The organism is Thioclava sp. L04-15 (assembly GCF_002020275.1).
Classification (GTDB): Bacteria; Pseudomonadota; Alphaproteobacteria; order Rhodobacterales; family Rhodobacteraceae; genus Thioclava; species Thioclava marina.
The window spans coordinates 136,549-151,452 of the sequence record NZ_MPZW01000008.1 but is presented as its reverse complement, the minus strand read 5'-3'; the positions used below and the strand labels follow the sequence as shown (position 1 = coordinate 151,452).

At 64.7% G+C, this 14,904-nt stretch carries 13 protein-coding genes and 1 tRNA gene; 3 read left to right on the top strand and 11 right to left on the bottom strand.

Annotation, left to right across the window (positions count from 1 at the left end):
- Window positions 1–196: 196 nt before the first annotated feature.
- The 10 genes from BMI90_RS15935 to BMI90_RS15890 form a co-directional block, all read right to left on the bottom strand.
- Window positions 197–1,498, bottom strand: coding sequence for a relaxase/mobilization nuclease domain-containing protein (locus BMI90_RS15935; protein WP_078530486.1), 1,302 nt, complete (start codon window positions 1,496–1,498; stop codon window positions 197–199).
- Window positions 1,495–1,941, bottom strand: a complete 447-nt coding sequence (locus BMI90_RS15930; protein WP_078530485.1) for a hypothetical protein — start codon at window positions 1,939–1,941, stop codon at window positions 1,495–1,497. The genes BMI90_RS15935 and BMI90_RS15930 overlap by 4 nt, the downstream gene beginning before the upstream one ends.
- 195 nt (window positions 1,942–2,136) lie before the next feature.
- A complete protein-coding gene (locus BMI90_RS15925) occupies window positions 2,137–2,904 on the bottom strand; it encodes a PEP-CTERM sorting domain-containing protein (protein WP_146642624.1) in 768 nt (255 codons plus the stop codon).
- Window positions 2,905–3,151: 247 nt separating this feature from the next.
- Window positions 3,152–5,041 carry an acyl-CoA synthetase gene (locus tag BMI90_RS15920; protein ID WP_078530483.1) on the bottom strand — a complete coding sequence of 630 codons (1,890 nt, stop codon included), beginning with the start codon at window positions 5,039–5,041 and terminating at the stop codon, window positions 3,152–3,154.
- A gap of 198 nt (window positions 5,042–5,239) precedes the next feature.
- Window positions 5,240–5,677, bottom strand: coding sequence for a peptidoglycan-binding protein LysM (gene lysM, locus BMI90_RS15915; protein ID WP_078530482.1), 438 nt, complete (start codon window positions 5,675–5,677; stop codon window positions 5,240–5,242).
- Window positions 5,678–5,848: 171 nt separating this feature from the next.
- On the bottom strand, window positions 5,849–7,630 hold the full coding sequence (locus tag BMI90_RS15910; RefSeq protein ID WP_078530481.1) for an ABC transporter transmembrane domain-containing protein: 1,782 nt from the start codon (window positions 7,628–7,630) through the stop codon (window positions 5,849–5,851).
- 126 nt (window positions 7,631–7,756) lie between these two features.
- A tRNA-Leu gene (locus tag BMI90_RS15905) sits at window positions 7,757–7,838 on the bottom strand.
- A 51-nt stretch (window positions 7,839–7,889) separates the two neighbouring features.
- A complete protein-coding gene (locus BMI90_RS15900) occupies window positions 7,890–8,663 on the bottom strand; it encodes an enoyl-CoA hydratase-related protein (RefSeq protein ID WP_078530480.1) in 774 nt (257 codons plus the stop codon).
- A 212-nt stretch (window positions 8,664–8,875) separates the two neighbouring features.
- A complete protein-coding gene (locus BMI90_RS15895) occupies window positions 8,876–9,346 on the bottom strand; it encodes a cytochrome c-type biogenesis protein (RefSeq protein ID WP_078530479.1) in 471 nt (156 codons plus the stop codon).
- Window positions 9,347–9,355: 9 nt separating this feature from the next.
- Window positions 9,356–11,323 carry a heme lyase CcmF/NrfE family subunit gene (locus BMI90_RS15890; RefSeq protein WP_078530478.1) on the bottom strand — a complete coding sequence of 656 codons (1,968 nt, stop codon included), beginning with the start codon at window positions 11,321–11,323 and terminating at the stop codon, window positions 9,356–9,358.
- Window positions 11,324–11,549: 226 nt separating this feature from the next.
- On the opposite strand from BMI90_RS15890, the gene BMI90_RS15885 reads away from it, so the two are divergent.
- The 3 genes from BMI90_RS15885 to BMI90_RS15875 are packed head-to-tail and all read left to right on the top strand — an operon-like array spanning window position 11,550 to window position 13,112.
- Entirely contained in the window at window positions 11,550–11,957 is a 408-nt protein-coding gene (locus BMI90_RS15885; protein WP_078530477.1) for an META domain-containing protein, read from the top strand.
- A gap of 40 nt (window positions 11,958–11,997) precedes the next feature.
- The gene (locus BMI90_RS15880) at window positions 11,998–12,726 is read left to right on the top strand and encodes a rhomboid family intramembrane serine protease (protein WP_078530476.1); all 729 of its coding nucleotides are present in this window, start codon (window positions 11,998–12,000) and stop codon (window positions 12,724–12,726) included.
- Window positions 12,726–13,112, top strand: coding sequence for a GFA family protein (locus BMI90_RS15875; RefSeq protein ID WP_078530475.1), 387 nt, complete (start codon window positions 12,726–12,728; stop codon window positions 13,110–13,112). The genes BMI90_RS15880 and BMI90_RS15875 overlap by 1 nt, the downstream gene beginning before the upstream one ends.
- Here the strand turns inward: BMI90_RS15875 and BMI90_RS15870 are convergent.
- Entirely contained in the window at window positions 13,084–14,697 is a 1,614-nt protein-coding gene (locus BMI90_RS15870) for a GMC family oxidoreductase N-terminal domain-containing protein (RefSeq protein WP_078530474.1), read from the bottom strand. The genes BMI90_RS15875 and BMI90_RS15870 overlap by 29 nt on opposite strands.
- Between the last annotated feature and the right edge of the window lie 207 nt (window positions 14,698–14,904).

The following is a 14,904-nucleotide window of genomic DNA, read 5'->3' as shown; positions in this document are numbered from 1 at the left end:
CGATCGGGAACATCCCGCCGGCGGAAGCAGAGGCAAACTTCTACGCCGCTCTGGAAACTGAAGACATGGCCGCGTAACTAACCCAAATCAGCCTCCGGCAAACCCGGCGCGGTTCAGTTCGCCTCGTAGAGGTCAAAGATGCGGCGCGGCACGTAGGCGATAGTGTCGAATTGTTCCATGTTCTTCTCCTTATCTATCATCGTTCGAAACCGAAATCCGGCCCTCTATCGCGCCCGCGCTTGCGCCCCTCGCGATCCTTCTCGCGTTGCTGGCCAGAGCGTTCGGGCAAGTTCATTTCCTGGTAGCGGGCGATGTCCTCGCGCAGCAGGAGGAGATCGGTTTCCTGCCGCTCGCGCTGTTCTCGGATGTGCCGTTGCAGATCGCGGCGCTCGTCGAGTTGACTGGCAACCAGCTTGTCACGTTCGGACCGATCCCGCAGCAGGGCAGTCCACGCTTCGCGTTCGTTCTGCGCCCTTATCTTGGCGTAACCGCCCGTGATCCGTTTCCAAACGCCCGAGAACCCACGCGGCAGTCGAGCGGCGCGCGCGTTGGTTTCCGCGATCCATCGCTTTTCCAGCGCCTCGTGGAGCATCTGCCGTTCTTGACGGTGACGGCCCGCCATTTCGCTGCGCCCGAATTCCAGCGCCTTCTGGCCGCGCGCAGCTTCGAGTTCGGACTGTCGGACGAAACCCTTGAGGCGTTCTGACATCCGCGCAGCAATTGCCTTCTGCGCCTCATCGACCGAAGGCACGTTCTCGGGATCGCCAAGGCGTTCCGCGACATCCTTCGTTTTCACGCCTGCCTGACGCGCTACGGCATAGACTTCGCCGCGATAATCGACAGCGACGAAGCCGCGCCGATCACCGCGCGCCAGTGTAAAGCCGCGTTCTTTGAGGGCTTGGGCGAAGGCAGAGGCAGAATCCGAATGCTCCCAGCATTCCTTGAAGAGCGTTTTGATCTGTTTGGGGTTGAGGCCGACACGTCGCGCTTGCTGCCATTCTTGCAACGTGTAGCGGAGCGGATCGCGCTCGCGCCAATCGAGCAAGCCTTTCGGCATTTCCCAGCCATGTTCGCGGAACAGTTCACGCGACACGTCGCGCAGGCGCAGCTTGTAGTGCGAGATATTGATCGCCCGCATCCGCTCGGCATCGATCCGCGACCAGACGACATGCGCATGTCGCCGCCCGTCCTTCTCGTGGAAGACAATCGCGCGGGGCTGATTTTCGAGGCCGAGCTTGTGCTCGACCGCATCGGCGGCCTTTTCGAAATCCTCGACGGTGGGATCGGCACCGCCAGGCGGGTTCAGACTCGCCGAGAACATGTAGTTCTTGCAGCGCGTTCCAGCCGCAATGGCATCGAGTTCCCGAAACGCATCTAGCAGGTCATCGCTGACAAAGCCGCGAACCTCATGCAGTTCGACGTGATCGTTCTCGCGCACCGAGAGCAGATAGCGGGCAAGTTGCGCGCCGCCGCCGCGTTCTTTGGCCTTGAGGATCATGGCTCGCACCCAGGCTCGTCACGATAAATACCGCGACCGAGCGCCATAAGAAGCTCTTCGCGCATCACCAGCACCGCCGCGCAGGCTTCGCGCAGTTCCGCCTCGGTTTCGGGCGTGACGGGCAGCGAGCCCGTATTTACGGCTTTGGCGAGTTGGTTGAGGTTGGAAGATAGGCGCGACGAGCCGAGCGCAGCCAGAACGCGACCCAAAGCCTCGTAGTCCTTCACGGGAGCCTTGTTGCGCGTTTTGCGCGGTGCAGCATCTTCGCCGAACAGCCGTTCTCGGATGTATGCCCCAAGGGACATATCCGCCGCGTCCTGTTCGAGTTGCGCGCGTTCTTCGAACGTGAGGCGCAACGAGAACGGCGTCGGCTTGTTCTCTTTGGGCTTCTTTGCCGTCGAAGGTGGCGCTAACCTATTGAAATTATGTGTGGTAATCTTCATCGCGCACCCCCAGACCGTCTAGGTCAAGTTGTGCGAGATGGCGTTCCCAATCTTCGAGAGCTTGGAAGAGGCGGTTCGATTCCTCCCCCGTCAGGTCCACCAATCTTCCTCGAAAGATGAAACGAAGACGACGCGCAAGCCTTGAGGCTGCGCGTCGCTTTCGTTTGTCGGGTCGCTAAATCTGGCGTGCGAGGATCAGCTCGGCGCACCGCCCTCTCCGGCCCTGCGGCGCTGTTTCCAGCCGAGCGCACCGAACAATCCAAGCCCCGCCAGCATCATCCACGCGCTCGCGGGCAGCGGCACGGTGGCGGGCGTCTCGACCATCATCGCGATATCGTCGAGCGAGACATTCATCTGCCAGGTCTGCGCCTCGAGCGCGAACTGCACGCCCAGGGTCTGCCCCTGATTGGCCTGCAACAGCGTCGTCAGATCGAAGGTGAGCGTGGTCGCAGTGCCGTTGCCCAGCTGTATCCCGCCCGTCGCGGTCGCGTAGACTTCCTGAATCACATCGCCGAGCTGATCGACCACGGAAACGCGGAATTGATGATTGGGATCCGAATAGAGACCAAAGAGCCCCACCCGCGCGGTGAAATCGAAGGTTGCGGAGATCACCTCGTCGGGCACGGTAAAGTATTGGGTCAGCGTCGCGACGCCCGAATAGACCGGTCTGAAAATCGTATCATAGAGGCCGGAAATCGGTTCGATCCTGCCGCCCCGCGCCTCCGGGGACTTCCCGATCGTGCCGAGTTTGCTTGCAAGCCCGGACGGCAGCTGGAACGGCAAGCCCCGAGAATTGTTGACCGGCGTGCCATCATTGACGACGAAGGTCTCTCCTGCGGCATTGCCGGTGGTGGACCAGCCCGACAGCGAACCGCTCTCGAAGGTGCCGTTGGTGATCAGATCGACGCTCAGCGCCTGGGCCGCCCCAGCAGACAGCACACTTGCCGTAGCAAGGGCGATCATCGCTTTCCAAAGACGCCCCAATGCCATCGTCCCAGTGCCTTCTGCTCTGCCTCTGATCGAATCGCCCCGTTTCCTTGCCGGCTGCGGGATCTGATTGAGGGAGAGTTAACGCTACGAATCGGGAGAGATTTGGACTGCAGCGGGACAATATGGCGGCGCGGGGGCGAGCCGGTGCCACAATGTTTCCCAAATCAAAACGCCGCCCAGAAGGCGGCGCTTGATTGGTCAGCTTCAGGAAACGCAGAGGTCAGCGCGCCCAGTCCCACGGGACGGTGAATTCGCCCAGCTTGTGCATCAACGCATCCTCGTCACACGCGCCCTTTGTCGCGAGATGGGCCACGAGGCCGCGTTTCTTGTCCTCGGTGACCGAGATCACATGCGCCGCGATCCCGGCCAGCTCCAGCTCGGCGTTGAGAACCCGCATGATCGCCATCTTGCGCAGGTCGGGCTTGAAAATCTTGCCGACGGCCGTTTTCGGCAGCTCGTCCATGATCTCGAGATGCTTCGGAACGGCGGCACGCTCGTGGATGTTCTTCTTGGCGTGTTCGAGCAATTCCTCGGTCGTGACCGATGCCCCGGCCACAAGCTCCACATAAGCGCAGGGCAGTTCGCCAGCGAAACTGTCGGGCTGGCCGATCGCCCCGGCAAAAGCGACCGCCGGATGCGACAACAGCGCGTCCTCGATCTCGGCCGGGTCGAGATTGTGCCCGCCGCGGATGATCAGATCCTTCGCGCGACCGGTGATCCAGAGATAGCCATCCGGGTCGATGCGCCCCAGATCGCCGGTGCGCAGGAAGCGGTTCTCGGCGAAGAGGTCGTGGTTCTTGTCGGCTTCCGTATAGGTCGAGCCTTCGAACACACCGGGATTGGCAACGCAGATCTCGCCCACCTCGTCGCGCGCGCATTCGTCGAAGCTGCCATTGCGCTTCTTGAGGATACGGACATGGGTGTAAGGCAGCGGGATGCCGACAGAGCCCACTTTCTTCTCGCCATCGACCGGGTTCACCGACACCAGGCAGGTCGCTTCGGTCAGGCCATAGCCCTCGCAGATCTCGACGCCCGTGGCCGCCTTGAAGCGGTTGTAAAGCTCGATCGGCAGCGGCGCCGAGCCCGAGATCGCGGTGCGCAGCGACGAGATATCGGCATCGACCGGGCGTTGCATCAGCGCCGAGATCGCGGTCGGCACCGAGATCAGGAAAGTGACCTGCCAGCGCTCGACCAGCTTCCAGAAATTGTCGAACACCCCGTCGCCGCGATACCCCGCAGGGGTCGGGAAGACGACATGCGCCCCGCTCGCGATCGCCGACATCAGGATCGGATAGGCGGCGAAGACGTGGAACAACGGCAGCGGGCAGATCATCACGTCGGTCTCATCGAACAGCAACCGCCCGCCAAGCCAGCCATTGTAGATCATGCCGGAATACTTGTGCTGCGCGACCTTCGGCATGCCGGTGGTTCCGCCGGTATGGAAATAGGCCGCAACACGGTCTTCCTGCACATCCTCGAACATCAGCCGGTCGCCCGGGAGTTTCGCCGCCTCGGTGTTGAAATTCATCACCTTGGCATGGTGCTTCGTCTCGACCTTGGGTCGCACGAACGGCACGATCCAGCTCTTTGGTGGGGTGAGATAACGGTTCAGATCGACCTCAAGCACAGCCTCGACATTGGGGGCGAGGCGGACGGCCTCGGCCGCCTTCTGCGCGACATCGGTCTTGGGGAAGGCCTTGAGCGTGACCAGCACCTTCGCCTTGGTCTCACGCAGGATGCCCGCGATCTGCTCGGCGTCGAGCAGCGGGTTGATCGGGTTCACGATCCCGGCGGTTGCCCCCGCAAGCAGCGTGATCGCCGTCTCGAGCGAATTGGGGAGCAGATAGGCCACCGTATCGGTCGGGCCGACGCCGAGGTGATGGAGAAGGTTCGCGGCCTGCGTGACCTTGGCATGAAGCTGCGTCCAGTTCAGCGTTTCAGCCTTGTCCTGGGGACCAGACAGGATCTGGAACGACAATGCGGGGCGATTGGCATGGGCCGCCTTTGCCTCGCTCAGGAAACCGTAGATCGTGGCGGGGCGGTTGCGCGCCTCCCAGGGTTTCTCGGCCTCGACCGCATCACGGTCGGCTACTGTCGCAAATCTCTGCATTCTCATCCTCCCGAGGGTCGCCCGCTCCTCCGTGTACGGCCCGTAAAGCAGGATGCGGCAAAAACGCCACGGGCGGCAAGGGGCGTGCCCTTGCGAAACGTCACGTCATGGAAATTTTGACGTGGGGAAACAAGACTATCGCGTCAAGAGAAAGGGCGCCCCGAAAGGCGCCCTCCTGCATGATTTGCCCTGCCCGGCTCACGCTTTGGGGATGCGCAGCACCTGACCGGGATAGATCTTGTCGGGATGTTTGAGCATCGGCTTGTTGGCTTCGAAGATCGCCTGATATTTCGAACCGTTGCCCAGCGTCTTCTCGGCGATCGCCCAAAGCGTGTCGCCCTTCTCGACGGTGTGGAAGGTCGCGTCGGACGTGTCGGCATCGTCCTCGGTCTCGACGCTGGCCACGCCATCGACATTGCCCACCGCGAGGATGATCTTTTCCTTGGTCTCGGCGTCGACCGCCTTGCCCTTGACGATCACCTTGTCGCCCTCGACCGCGAGATCGACGCCGCTATCGTCAAGTCCGAGCTCTTTCAGCTCCGCCTTGAGCGCCTCTTCCTTCGGCGCTTCGCCCGCATGGGCCTCACCGCCGAACAGCGACTTGCCCGCACCCTTCATGAAACTCCAAAGACCCATGTCACTCTCCTCTTGGATATGCCGGACCATCCCCGGACCTGCCGACAGGATGGCGCAAGCAGGCGATGGAGGACAGGGGGAAAACGGCTGAGGAATTCCACATGAGGAAAGGGCCTGCGGGGCGCACGCGGCCACAGGGCTCATTGCCCCGCGCCACGCGACTGCTGCGTCTTACACCCCGTCGGTGAATTGCAGCTTCGCCAGCTCGGCATAAAGGCCGCCCTCGGCCACGAGGCTGTCATGCGTGCCCTGCGCCACGATCCGACCCTCGTCGAAGACCACGATCCGGTCGGCCTTCTTCACGGTGGCCAGACGGTGCGCCACGATCACCGTGGTGCGCGTCTTGGCCAGTTGATCCACCGCCGCCTGAACTTCGCGTTCGGACGCCGCATCGAGCGCCGAGGTCGCCTCATCCAGCAGCAGGATCGGCGCGTCGCGCAGAATGGCCCGTGCAATCGCGATGCGCTGTTTCTGCCCGCCCGAAAGCATCACACCGCGCTCACCCACATAGGTGTCGAACCCATCGGGCAGCGCTTCGAGGAAGTCATAGGCATGGGCCGCGCGCGCCGCCTCCTCGACCTCGCGATCGGACGCATCGGGACGGCCAAAGCGGATATTCTCACGCGCCGAGGCCGCGAAGACGACCGGATCCTGCGGCACCAGTGCAATCGCCTGACGGAAATCATGCCGCGCCATGTCGCGCAGGTCATAGCCGTCGATGGTAACCTTGCCGGTTTCCGGATCCCAGAACCGCTGGATCAGCTGAATCACCGTGGTCTTGCCTGCGCCAGAGGGCCCGACCAGCGCCACGGTCTCGCCCGGAGCGATCTCGAGATCGACATGATCGAGCGCAGAGGCCTGAGGCCGCGACGGGTAATGGAAGCTCACATCCTCGAAGCTGATCGCGCCCTTTGCGGGCATCGGCAGCGGCACGGGATGCTCGGGGTCCTTCACCTGGTCTTCGCTCTGCAAAAGCTCCACCAGACGCTCGGTCGCGCCCGCCGCGCGCTGCAGCTCCGACCAGATTTCCGACAGCGCGCCCACCGAGCCCGCCACCATCACCGCGTAGATCACGAACTGCACCAGTTCGCCCACGCTCATCAGGCCACCGCGCACGTCGCGCGCGCCGATCCAGAGCACGCCCACCACGCCCGCGAAGACGAGGAAGATCACGATCACGGTCATCACCGCGCGCGTCCCGATCCGCTTCTTGGCCGAGAGATAAGCCTTCTCGGTCACGCCCGAGAACTGCTCGCGCGTAAGCGCCTCATGGGTGAAAGCCTGCACGGTCTGCGCCGCCAGAAGCGCCTCCGAAGCCGAGCCCGACGAATTCGCGATCCAGTCCTGGTTCTCGCGTCCCAAGACGCGCAACCGCCGCCCCAGCACCACGATCGGCACCACGACCACCGGCACGACCAGCAACACCAGACCCGTCAACTTGGCCGAGGTGAAGAGCAGCATCACCAGACCGCCGATCAAGATCAGCACGTTGCGCAGCGCGACCGAAACCGACGAGCCGATCACCGAAAGGATCAGCGTCGTGTCGGTGGTGATCCGAGAGATGATCTCGCCGGTCAGGATGCGTTCGAAAAACGCCGGGCTCATCGAGATCACCCGATCGAACACCGCCTTGCGGATGTCCGCGACAACCCGCTCGCCGAAACGCGTGACAAGATAGTAGCGCAGCCCCGTCCCCAGCGCGAGCAGACCCGCGATCACCAGAGCGGCGAAGAAATACTGATCGAGCAGCGCCGCACCTTGCTGGAACCCGTCGACCACACGGCGCACCGCCAGCGGTAGGATCAGCGAGATCGAAGCGGTGGCGATCAGCGCCAGGAGCGCCCCGAAGGCGAGCCCCCGATACGGCGCGATGAAGGGCCCAAGCCCCCTGAGCGCACCGATTTTCTTCGTCTTGGGCCGGTCGTCGGCCGGGCCGGTCGGTCTGCGAGCCATGAATCCCCCCTTGCTTGCCCCCGGGTTTAGGGGGCACAGGCGCGCCAGACAAGCCTCGATTGGCCCGCCGCCCCTCGTGCCCGCATAGGCGAGAGATCACGACGGCTCACATTTTGGAAAATCCGCTACGGGCGGCCGGACTCGAACCGGCACGGGCTAAGCCCAAGGGATTTTAAGTCCCGTGCGTCTACCATTTCGCCACGCCCGCAGCGCGCTCTGGCTAGCGCGGGCGGGCGGGCTTGGCAAGATCGCGGCGCGCTCAGCGGCCCTCGAATTTCGGGGCGCGCTTTTCGAGGAAGGCCAGGACGCCCTCGCGGAAATCGTGGCTCTCTCCAAGGCCGCCCTGCAACTCGGCCTCCAACTCCAGCTGCTGCGAGAGGTCATTCGCATAGCCCTCGCGCAGCGAGCGTTTCACCGCCCGGTAGGCCGCCGTCGGGCCATTCGCCAGATGGGCGGCCCGTGCGCGCCAGTGGTGATCGAAATCGACCTCCGCCACGGCCTCCCAGATCATGCCCCAGTCCGCCGCCTGCCGAGCCGAGACCTTGTCGGCGAACAGCGCCAGTCCCATCGCACGAGCAAAGCCCACCTGACGCGGCAGCCAATAGGTCCCGCCCGCATCCGGCATCAGACCGATCCGCGTGAAAGCCTGAATGAAACTCGCGGCTTCCGAGGCGATCACCACATCCGCCGCCAGCGCAAGGTTCGCCCCCGCCCCCGCCGCAGGCCCGTTCACCGCCGAGATCACCGGCAGGGGGCTGTCGTAGATCGCCTTGAGCATCGGCTCGTATTCGTCGCGCAGCACCCGCTCCAGATCGAGCCCGGCCGCCGCCACCCCGTCGCCCAGATCCTGCCCCGAACAGAAAGCCCGGCCCGCACCGGTCAGCACGATCACCCGCGCCTCCGTCTCGGCCTGCTTCATCGCCTCGAGGATCTCCGCGCGCATCTGCGTGTTGAGCGCGTTCATCACATCGGGCCGGTTGAGTGTGATCACCGCAACCCCGCCCTCGCAGGAATACTCAATTGCCTGAAACATCGCGCGCCTCCCTAACCTCGCTTCGCCGCCACGATAGCGAAGCACGGAAAATCGAAAAGCGGAACGGTGCGTCACAATGCCGACTCGTGGTGCCGAGGACGGGGTCGGATGCCTCCGGTGGGAATATTTTTACCAACTCGAAAGCAATTCCGCCTTCGAATTGGCTCAAATATCCCGGGGTGAATTTGCGCAGCAAAGAGGGGCAGCGCCCCTCACTCTCCCATCAGCTCGTTCAGGCGCTTCTGTTCGTCTTCCGAGAGCGCGGGCGCGGCCGGGCCTTCCGAGGCGTTGCGGCGCGAGCGCACATAGAAGAACCCACCGATCAGCGCGAGGATCAGTGCGCCGGGCCCAAGATACCACAGCAGCAGGTTCGCCCCGCTCTTCTCGGGCTCGAAGAGCACATATTCACCGTAGCGGTCGGTGACATAGTCGATCACCTGGCTGTCGGTATCGCCCGCAATGAGCCGCTCGCGCACCAGAAGCCGCAGGTCGCGCGACACGGCGGCGTTCGAGTCGTCGATATTCTCGCCCTGGCAGACCGGGCAGCGCAGGACTCTGGAAATCTCGCGGGCACGGGCTTCGAGTGCCGGGTCTTTCAGGATCTCGTCGGGCTGGACCGCGAGGACCGGCCCGGCCGAGAGGCTCGCCGCGATAAGCAGCGCGAATACACGGAGGAGTTTCATAAGCATCTCTTATTCCGCTGGCGTCGCCTGAGCCGGGACCGCGCGCGATTTGCGGGCACCCGCCGCCACCCGGTAGCGACGATCCGAAAGGCTCAGCAAGCCCCCGAGCGACATGATGATCGCGCCCGCCCAGATCCAGTCCGCGAAGGGCTTGATATAGGTGCGCACCGCGTAGCCACCATCCTGCTGCGGATCGCCGATCACGAGGTAGATGTCACCCAGCGGCGTGGTGTGGATCGCGGCTTCGGTCGTGGGCATGCGCTGCACCGGGTAGACGCGTTTCTCGGGATGCATCGTGCCGATCAGCTTGCCGTCCTTCTCGACCGTCATCGTGCCGGTCGAAGACATGTAGTTCGGCCCCTTCACCTCTTCGACCTTGGTCAGGGTGATCTGGTAGCCGTCCACGGTGAAGGGCTCGTTGAGCTTGGCGACGCGGATATCCTCGATCTGGCCGGCGGTCAGAAGGCCGATCCCGATGAAGGTGATGCCGAGCCCCGCATGGGCGGTGGCCTTGCCCCAATCGGCGCGCGGCAGGCGCTTGAGGCGGCCGAAATTGCGAGCCGCCCGCTGCCACAGTTCGGTCGCGGCGCCGAAGACGAGCCACGAGCCAAGGAAGACGGCGATCAGAGCGAGCATCGAATTGCCGCTCTCGACCGACCATGCGAGCCCGCCGATCGCGAGTGCCAACACGAAAGCCGGGATCAGGGGCTTCGCCACGCGGCCAAGGCGCGCGCGCTTCCACGGCATCATCGCGCCGACCGGCAGGATCAGCGCGAGGATCACCATGAACGGCGTGAAGGCCTGATCGAAGAAGGGCGCCCCGACCGAGAGCTTGCGGCCGAAGAACATCTCCGCGACCAGCGGCCAGACGGTGCCGACGAAAACCACCAGCGCCGCGACGGCCAGAAGGATGTTGTTGATGACCAGCGCAGTCTCGCGCGAGACCATCGAGAACACGCCCTTGGCCTGCATCGAGGTGGCGCGGAAGGCATACATCGTCAGCGCCCCGCCCACGAAGATCGCGAGAATGGCGAGAATGAAGATGCCGCGCTGCGGATCGGAGGCGAAGGAGTGCACCGAGGTGATCACGCCCGAACGCACGATGAAGGTGCCGATCAGCGAGAAACCGAAGGCCATGATCGCGAGCAGGATGGTCCACGACTTCAGCGCCTCGCGCTTCTCGACCACGATGGCCGAGTGCAGCAGCGCCGCCGCCAGAAGCCACGGCATGAACGACGCGTTCTCGACCGGGTCCCAGAACCAGAAGCCACCCCAGCCAAGCTCGTAATAGGCCCACCAGGAGCCGAGCGCGATGCCGATGGTCAGGAAGATCCACGCGGCCAGCGTCCACGGGCGCACCCAGCGCGCCCAGGCGGCGTCCACGCGGCCTTCGATCAGCGCGGCCACCGCGAAGGAGAAGGCCATCGAGAGGCCCACATAGCCCAGATAGAGGAAGGGCGGGTGGAAGGCGAGACCGGGGTCTTGCAAGAGCGGGTTCATCCCCTCGCCGTTGAACGGCGGCTCGGCGAGACGCAGGAACGGGTTGGAGGTGAAGATGATGAAACCGAGGAAGGCGACGCCGATCCAGGCCTGAACCGACAGCACGCGGGCGCGCAGGCGCGGCGGTAGGGCGCCCCCGAACCACGCGGCAGCTGCGCCGAAGAGCGCGAGGATCAGCACCCACAGGAGCATCGAGCCCTCGTGGTTGCCCCAGACGCCGGTGACCTTGTAGAGCATCGGCTTGTCGGTATGCGAGTTTGCCCAGACCAGCTTCACCGAGAAATCCGAGACCACGAAAGCATAGGTGATCGCGGCAAAGCTCACCGCGATGAGCAGGAACTGCGCGATGGCGGCCGGTTCGCCCACGGCCATCCAGCCGCGCCAGCCTTTATGCGCACCCACCAGCGGCACAACCGCCTGCACGATGGCAACGGCAAAAGCGAGAATCAGGGCAAAATGCCCGAGTTCGTTGATCATGGGACTCCTCCTGTCGCGGCTCGCGATCATAGAGATAACCGCCGGGCAGGCCAAGGAGGATGCGGGGCGATGTCGCAACAATTCACCGCCCCTCACGTGGGCGTGAATGGTCGCGGGCGCATCGACGGGGTAAGGGGGACGCAAACCGGGGCCGTGAATTGTCCTGGCGAGGGCCGGACCGGCCCGCTCCGGGCTTTTGCCGGGGAAAGAAATACGGGGACAGACAATGCGTGCGATCTTGATCGGAGCCGTTCTGGGCGCGGGGCTGCTGGCAGGCTGCAAGGAAGAGCCGCGCGATCCGCTCGAGGCGGTGGCACCCAATGTGATCTGGGAAGTGGTCGAGATCGGCGGCAAGCCGGTCCCCGCCGGGGTCGAGGTGACGCTGACCCATCCCGAGAAAGGGTTGATCGCGGGCGCCTCGGGCTGCAACCGGTACAACGGGCGCATATCGGAGCATGAGGGGCGCGTTCGCATCGGCGAGCTTGCGGGGACCCGGATGATGTGCCCCGAGGCGATGATGCAGGTCGAAGAAGATTTTCGCTCGAACATCGCCCGCGTGGATGCGGTGAAAATCGCGGCTGACCGGCTCGAGCTGGTCTCGGACGGGAAAAGCGTCGTCGTGGCGACGCAATAGGGCGCTTGACCGGCGCGCGCGGGCATGGCCCACTCGCGCCATGTTCCCGTTTCGCGATCACAATCCTTCCTACAACACGCCCTGGGTCACTTGGATCCTGATCGCGGTCAACTGCATCGTCTACGTGATGATCGCGCCCTGGGGCTTCGACATGCGCAACTTCTTCATGGAGAATGCGCTGTGGCCCGCAGCGATCACTCAGGGCCTCGCCTGGCACGGGCTCATCACCCACATGTTCCTGCATGGCGGCATCCTGCATCTCGCGGGCAACATGCTGTTTTTATGGGTTTTTGGAGACAATCTCGAAGACCGCCTCGGTCCGTGGTTCTTCCTCGCCTTCTATTTTGCCTGCGGCCTGGCGGCGGCGCTGGCGCAGGTCGCGAGCGAGCCCGACGCGATGGTACCGATGGTCGGCGCCTCGGGGGCGATCGCGGGGGTGATGGGGGGCTATCTGCTGCTCTATCCCAGGGCGAGGATCGACGTGCTGTTCTTCTTCATCGTCTTCTTCAAGATCTGGCCCGTGCCCGCCTGGCTGGTTCTGGGGCTGTGGTTCGCGATGCAGATCCTCAACGAGATCTCGACCGGCACCGGGGCGGGGGTTGCGCATATGGCTCATATCGGGGGCTTCGTGGCCGGGCTGATCCTGATCGTGCCGCTCTGGCATCGCCTTGGGGGGCCGCTCTTCTGGCGCCTGACCCATGGCCACCCGCCCTTCCCCGAGGCGCGGCTTGCCACCACCAACATTCCCCAAGTCCCGAGGAGACGCTGATGTTGCCCGAGATCCAGACGCCCCATCGCCTGACCTGCCATTGCGGCGCCGTCGAGATGGAGGTGACGCTTTCGGACGGGCTGAACACGAAGCGGCGCTGCGACTGTTCCTTCTGTCGGCGGCGCGGGGCGGTGGCGGTCTCGGCCCCGCTGACCGGCATCCGCATCGTGAAGGGCGAGGAGAACCTGAGCCTCTACCAGTTCGGCACGATGACCGCGAAGCACTATTTCTGCAAAACTTGCGGCATCTACACCCATCACCAGCGCCGCTCGAACCCGAACCAGTACGGGGTGAATGCGGCCTGTCTGGAGGGGGTGAACCCGCGCGATCTCGATCCGGTGCCGTGGAGCGACGGCGTCAATCACCCGACCGATCGCGTCGAATGAACTCCGCCGCGCGCTCGGCGATCATGATCGTCGGCGCGTTGGTATTGCCGGACACAAGCTGCGGCATCACCGAGGCATCGACGACGCGCAGGCCCTCGATCCCGCGCACCCTCAGTTCGGGATCGACCACCGCCAGATCGCCCTGCCCCATCGCGCAGGTTCCGACCGGGTGATAAATCGTATCCGCCCGCGCCCGGATATCGGCCATCAGGGCGTCGTCCGTCCCGTCATGGGGATAGAGCCTGCGCCCGCGCCATGGCTTGAGCGGTTCGGCCTCGGTGATCCGCTCCAAGAGCCGCGCGGCCTTCAGCATCAGCGCCGCGTCGCGCGGGTCGGAGAGGAAGCCCGGGTCGATCAGCGGCGCTGCTCGTGGATCGGGCGAGGCCAGCCGCAGCGTGCCGCGCGAATGGGGCCGCAGCGGGCAGATATGCGCGGACCACCCATCGGCCAGATGCGGCTTGCGCATATGCTGATCGACGATGCCCACGACGAAATGGATCTGCAGATCGGGCCGGGTGAGGCTTGGATCCGACCGCAGGAATGCCCCGCCCTCGGCCATCGGAGAAGCAAAGAGCCCCTCGCCATGTTTGCGCCATCCCCCCGCCGCGCGTGCAAGCCGCATGAGCCCGCGCGGGTTCAGTCCTACGACATCGCGCCGGGGGGAGGTATAGCTGAGAATATAGTCGAGATGGTCGTGCAGGTTCGCACCGACCCCGGGCAGTTCAAGGCGCGGTTCGATCCCGTGCTCGCGCAGGTGATCGGCCGGGCCGATGCCCGAGAGCATCAGCAATTGCGGCGAGCCGAACGCGCCCGCCGAGAGGATCACCTCGCGCGCGGCCTCGATCCGCATCCGCTTGCGCCCCTGCACGATCACCGCGCCGGTCGCGCGGCCCTCCGTGATCTCGATCTTCTCGGCCCGCGCGCGGGTCAGAACGGTCAAGTTCGCGCGCCCCATGACCGGATGCAGATAGGCGGCGGCGGCCGAGCAGCGCTCGCCCTTGCGCGGACCATCCCAGAATTGGGTGACCTGATAGAGCCCCGCGCCTTCCTGTTCGCCTGCGTTGAAATCCGCGTTCGGCGGGCATTGCACCGCCGCGCAGGCCTCGACGAAGGCGCGGCTGATCGCACGCGGACGGCGCTGATCGCCGACCTGCAACGGGCCCTCTGCCCCGTGCCAATCCGAGCCGCCACGCATATTGCGCTCGGAGGCGAGGAACCATGGGCGCACGCTGTCCCAATCCCAGCCCTCGCCCCCCGCCTCGGCCCATCCGTCGTAATCCTCGGGCTGGCCGCGCACATAGAGCATCGCGTTGATCGCCGACGACCCGCCCAGCCCGCGCCCGCGCGGCTGGAACCCGCGCCGCCCGTTCAGCCCCGGCTGCGGTGTGGTGTGATAGGCCCAGTTATGGATCGGCGGCCGCCCCGCGACCATCGCGGCCACCAGCGCAGGCGCGCGCACGAAGATATCCCGCGCTTCGCGCCCGGCCTCGATCAGGCAGACGGTGACGGATGGATCTTCCGACAGCCGCGCGGCCAGAACCGAGCCCGCCGAGCCGCCGCCCAGAATGAGATAGTCGAACCGCAAGGGCCCCTCCTTCCCCTGTTCGCGCGAAGCCTAGCGGGTTTGCGAGGTTTGGGAAGCGTGACGCGGGGTCGGAATGGAAAGGGGCGCGCCCGAGCCTTGGGAGGGTGCCCCTTGCCCGGATCAGGCGCGTCAGCGGCACGGGCAGCGCCCGACCGCCCCTCGGACGGTCGCTTGGGGGACGCCAGCGCGCGGATAGAGGTGGCTCGG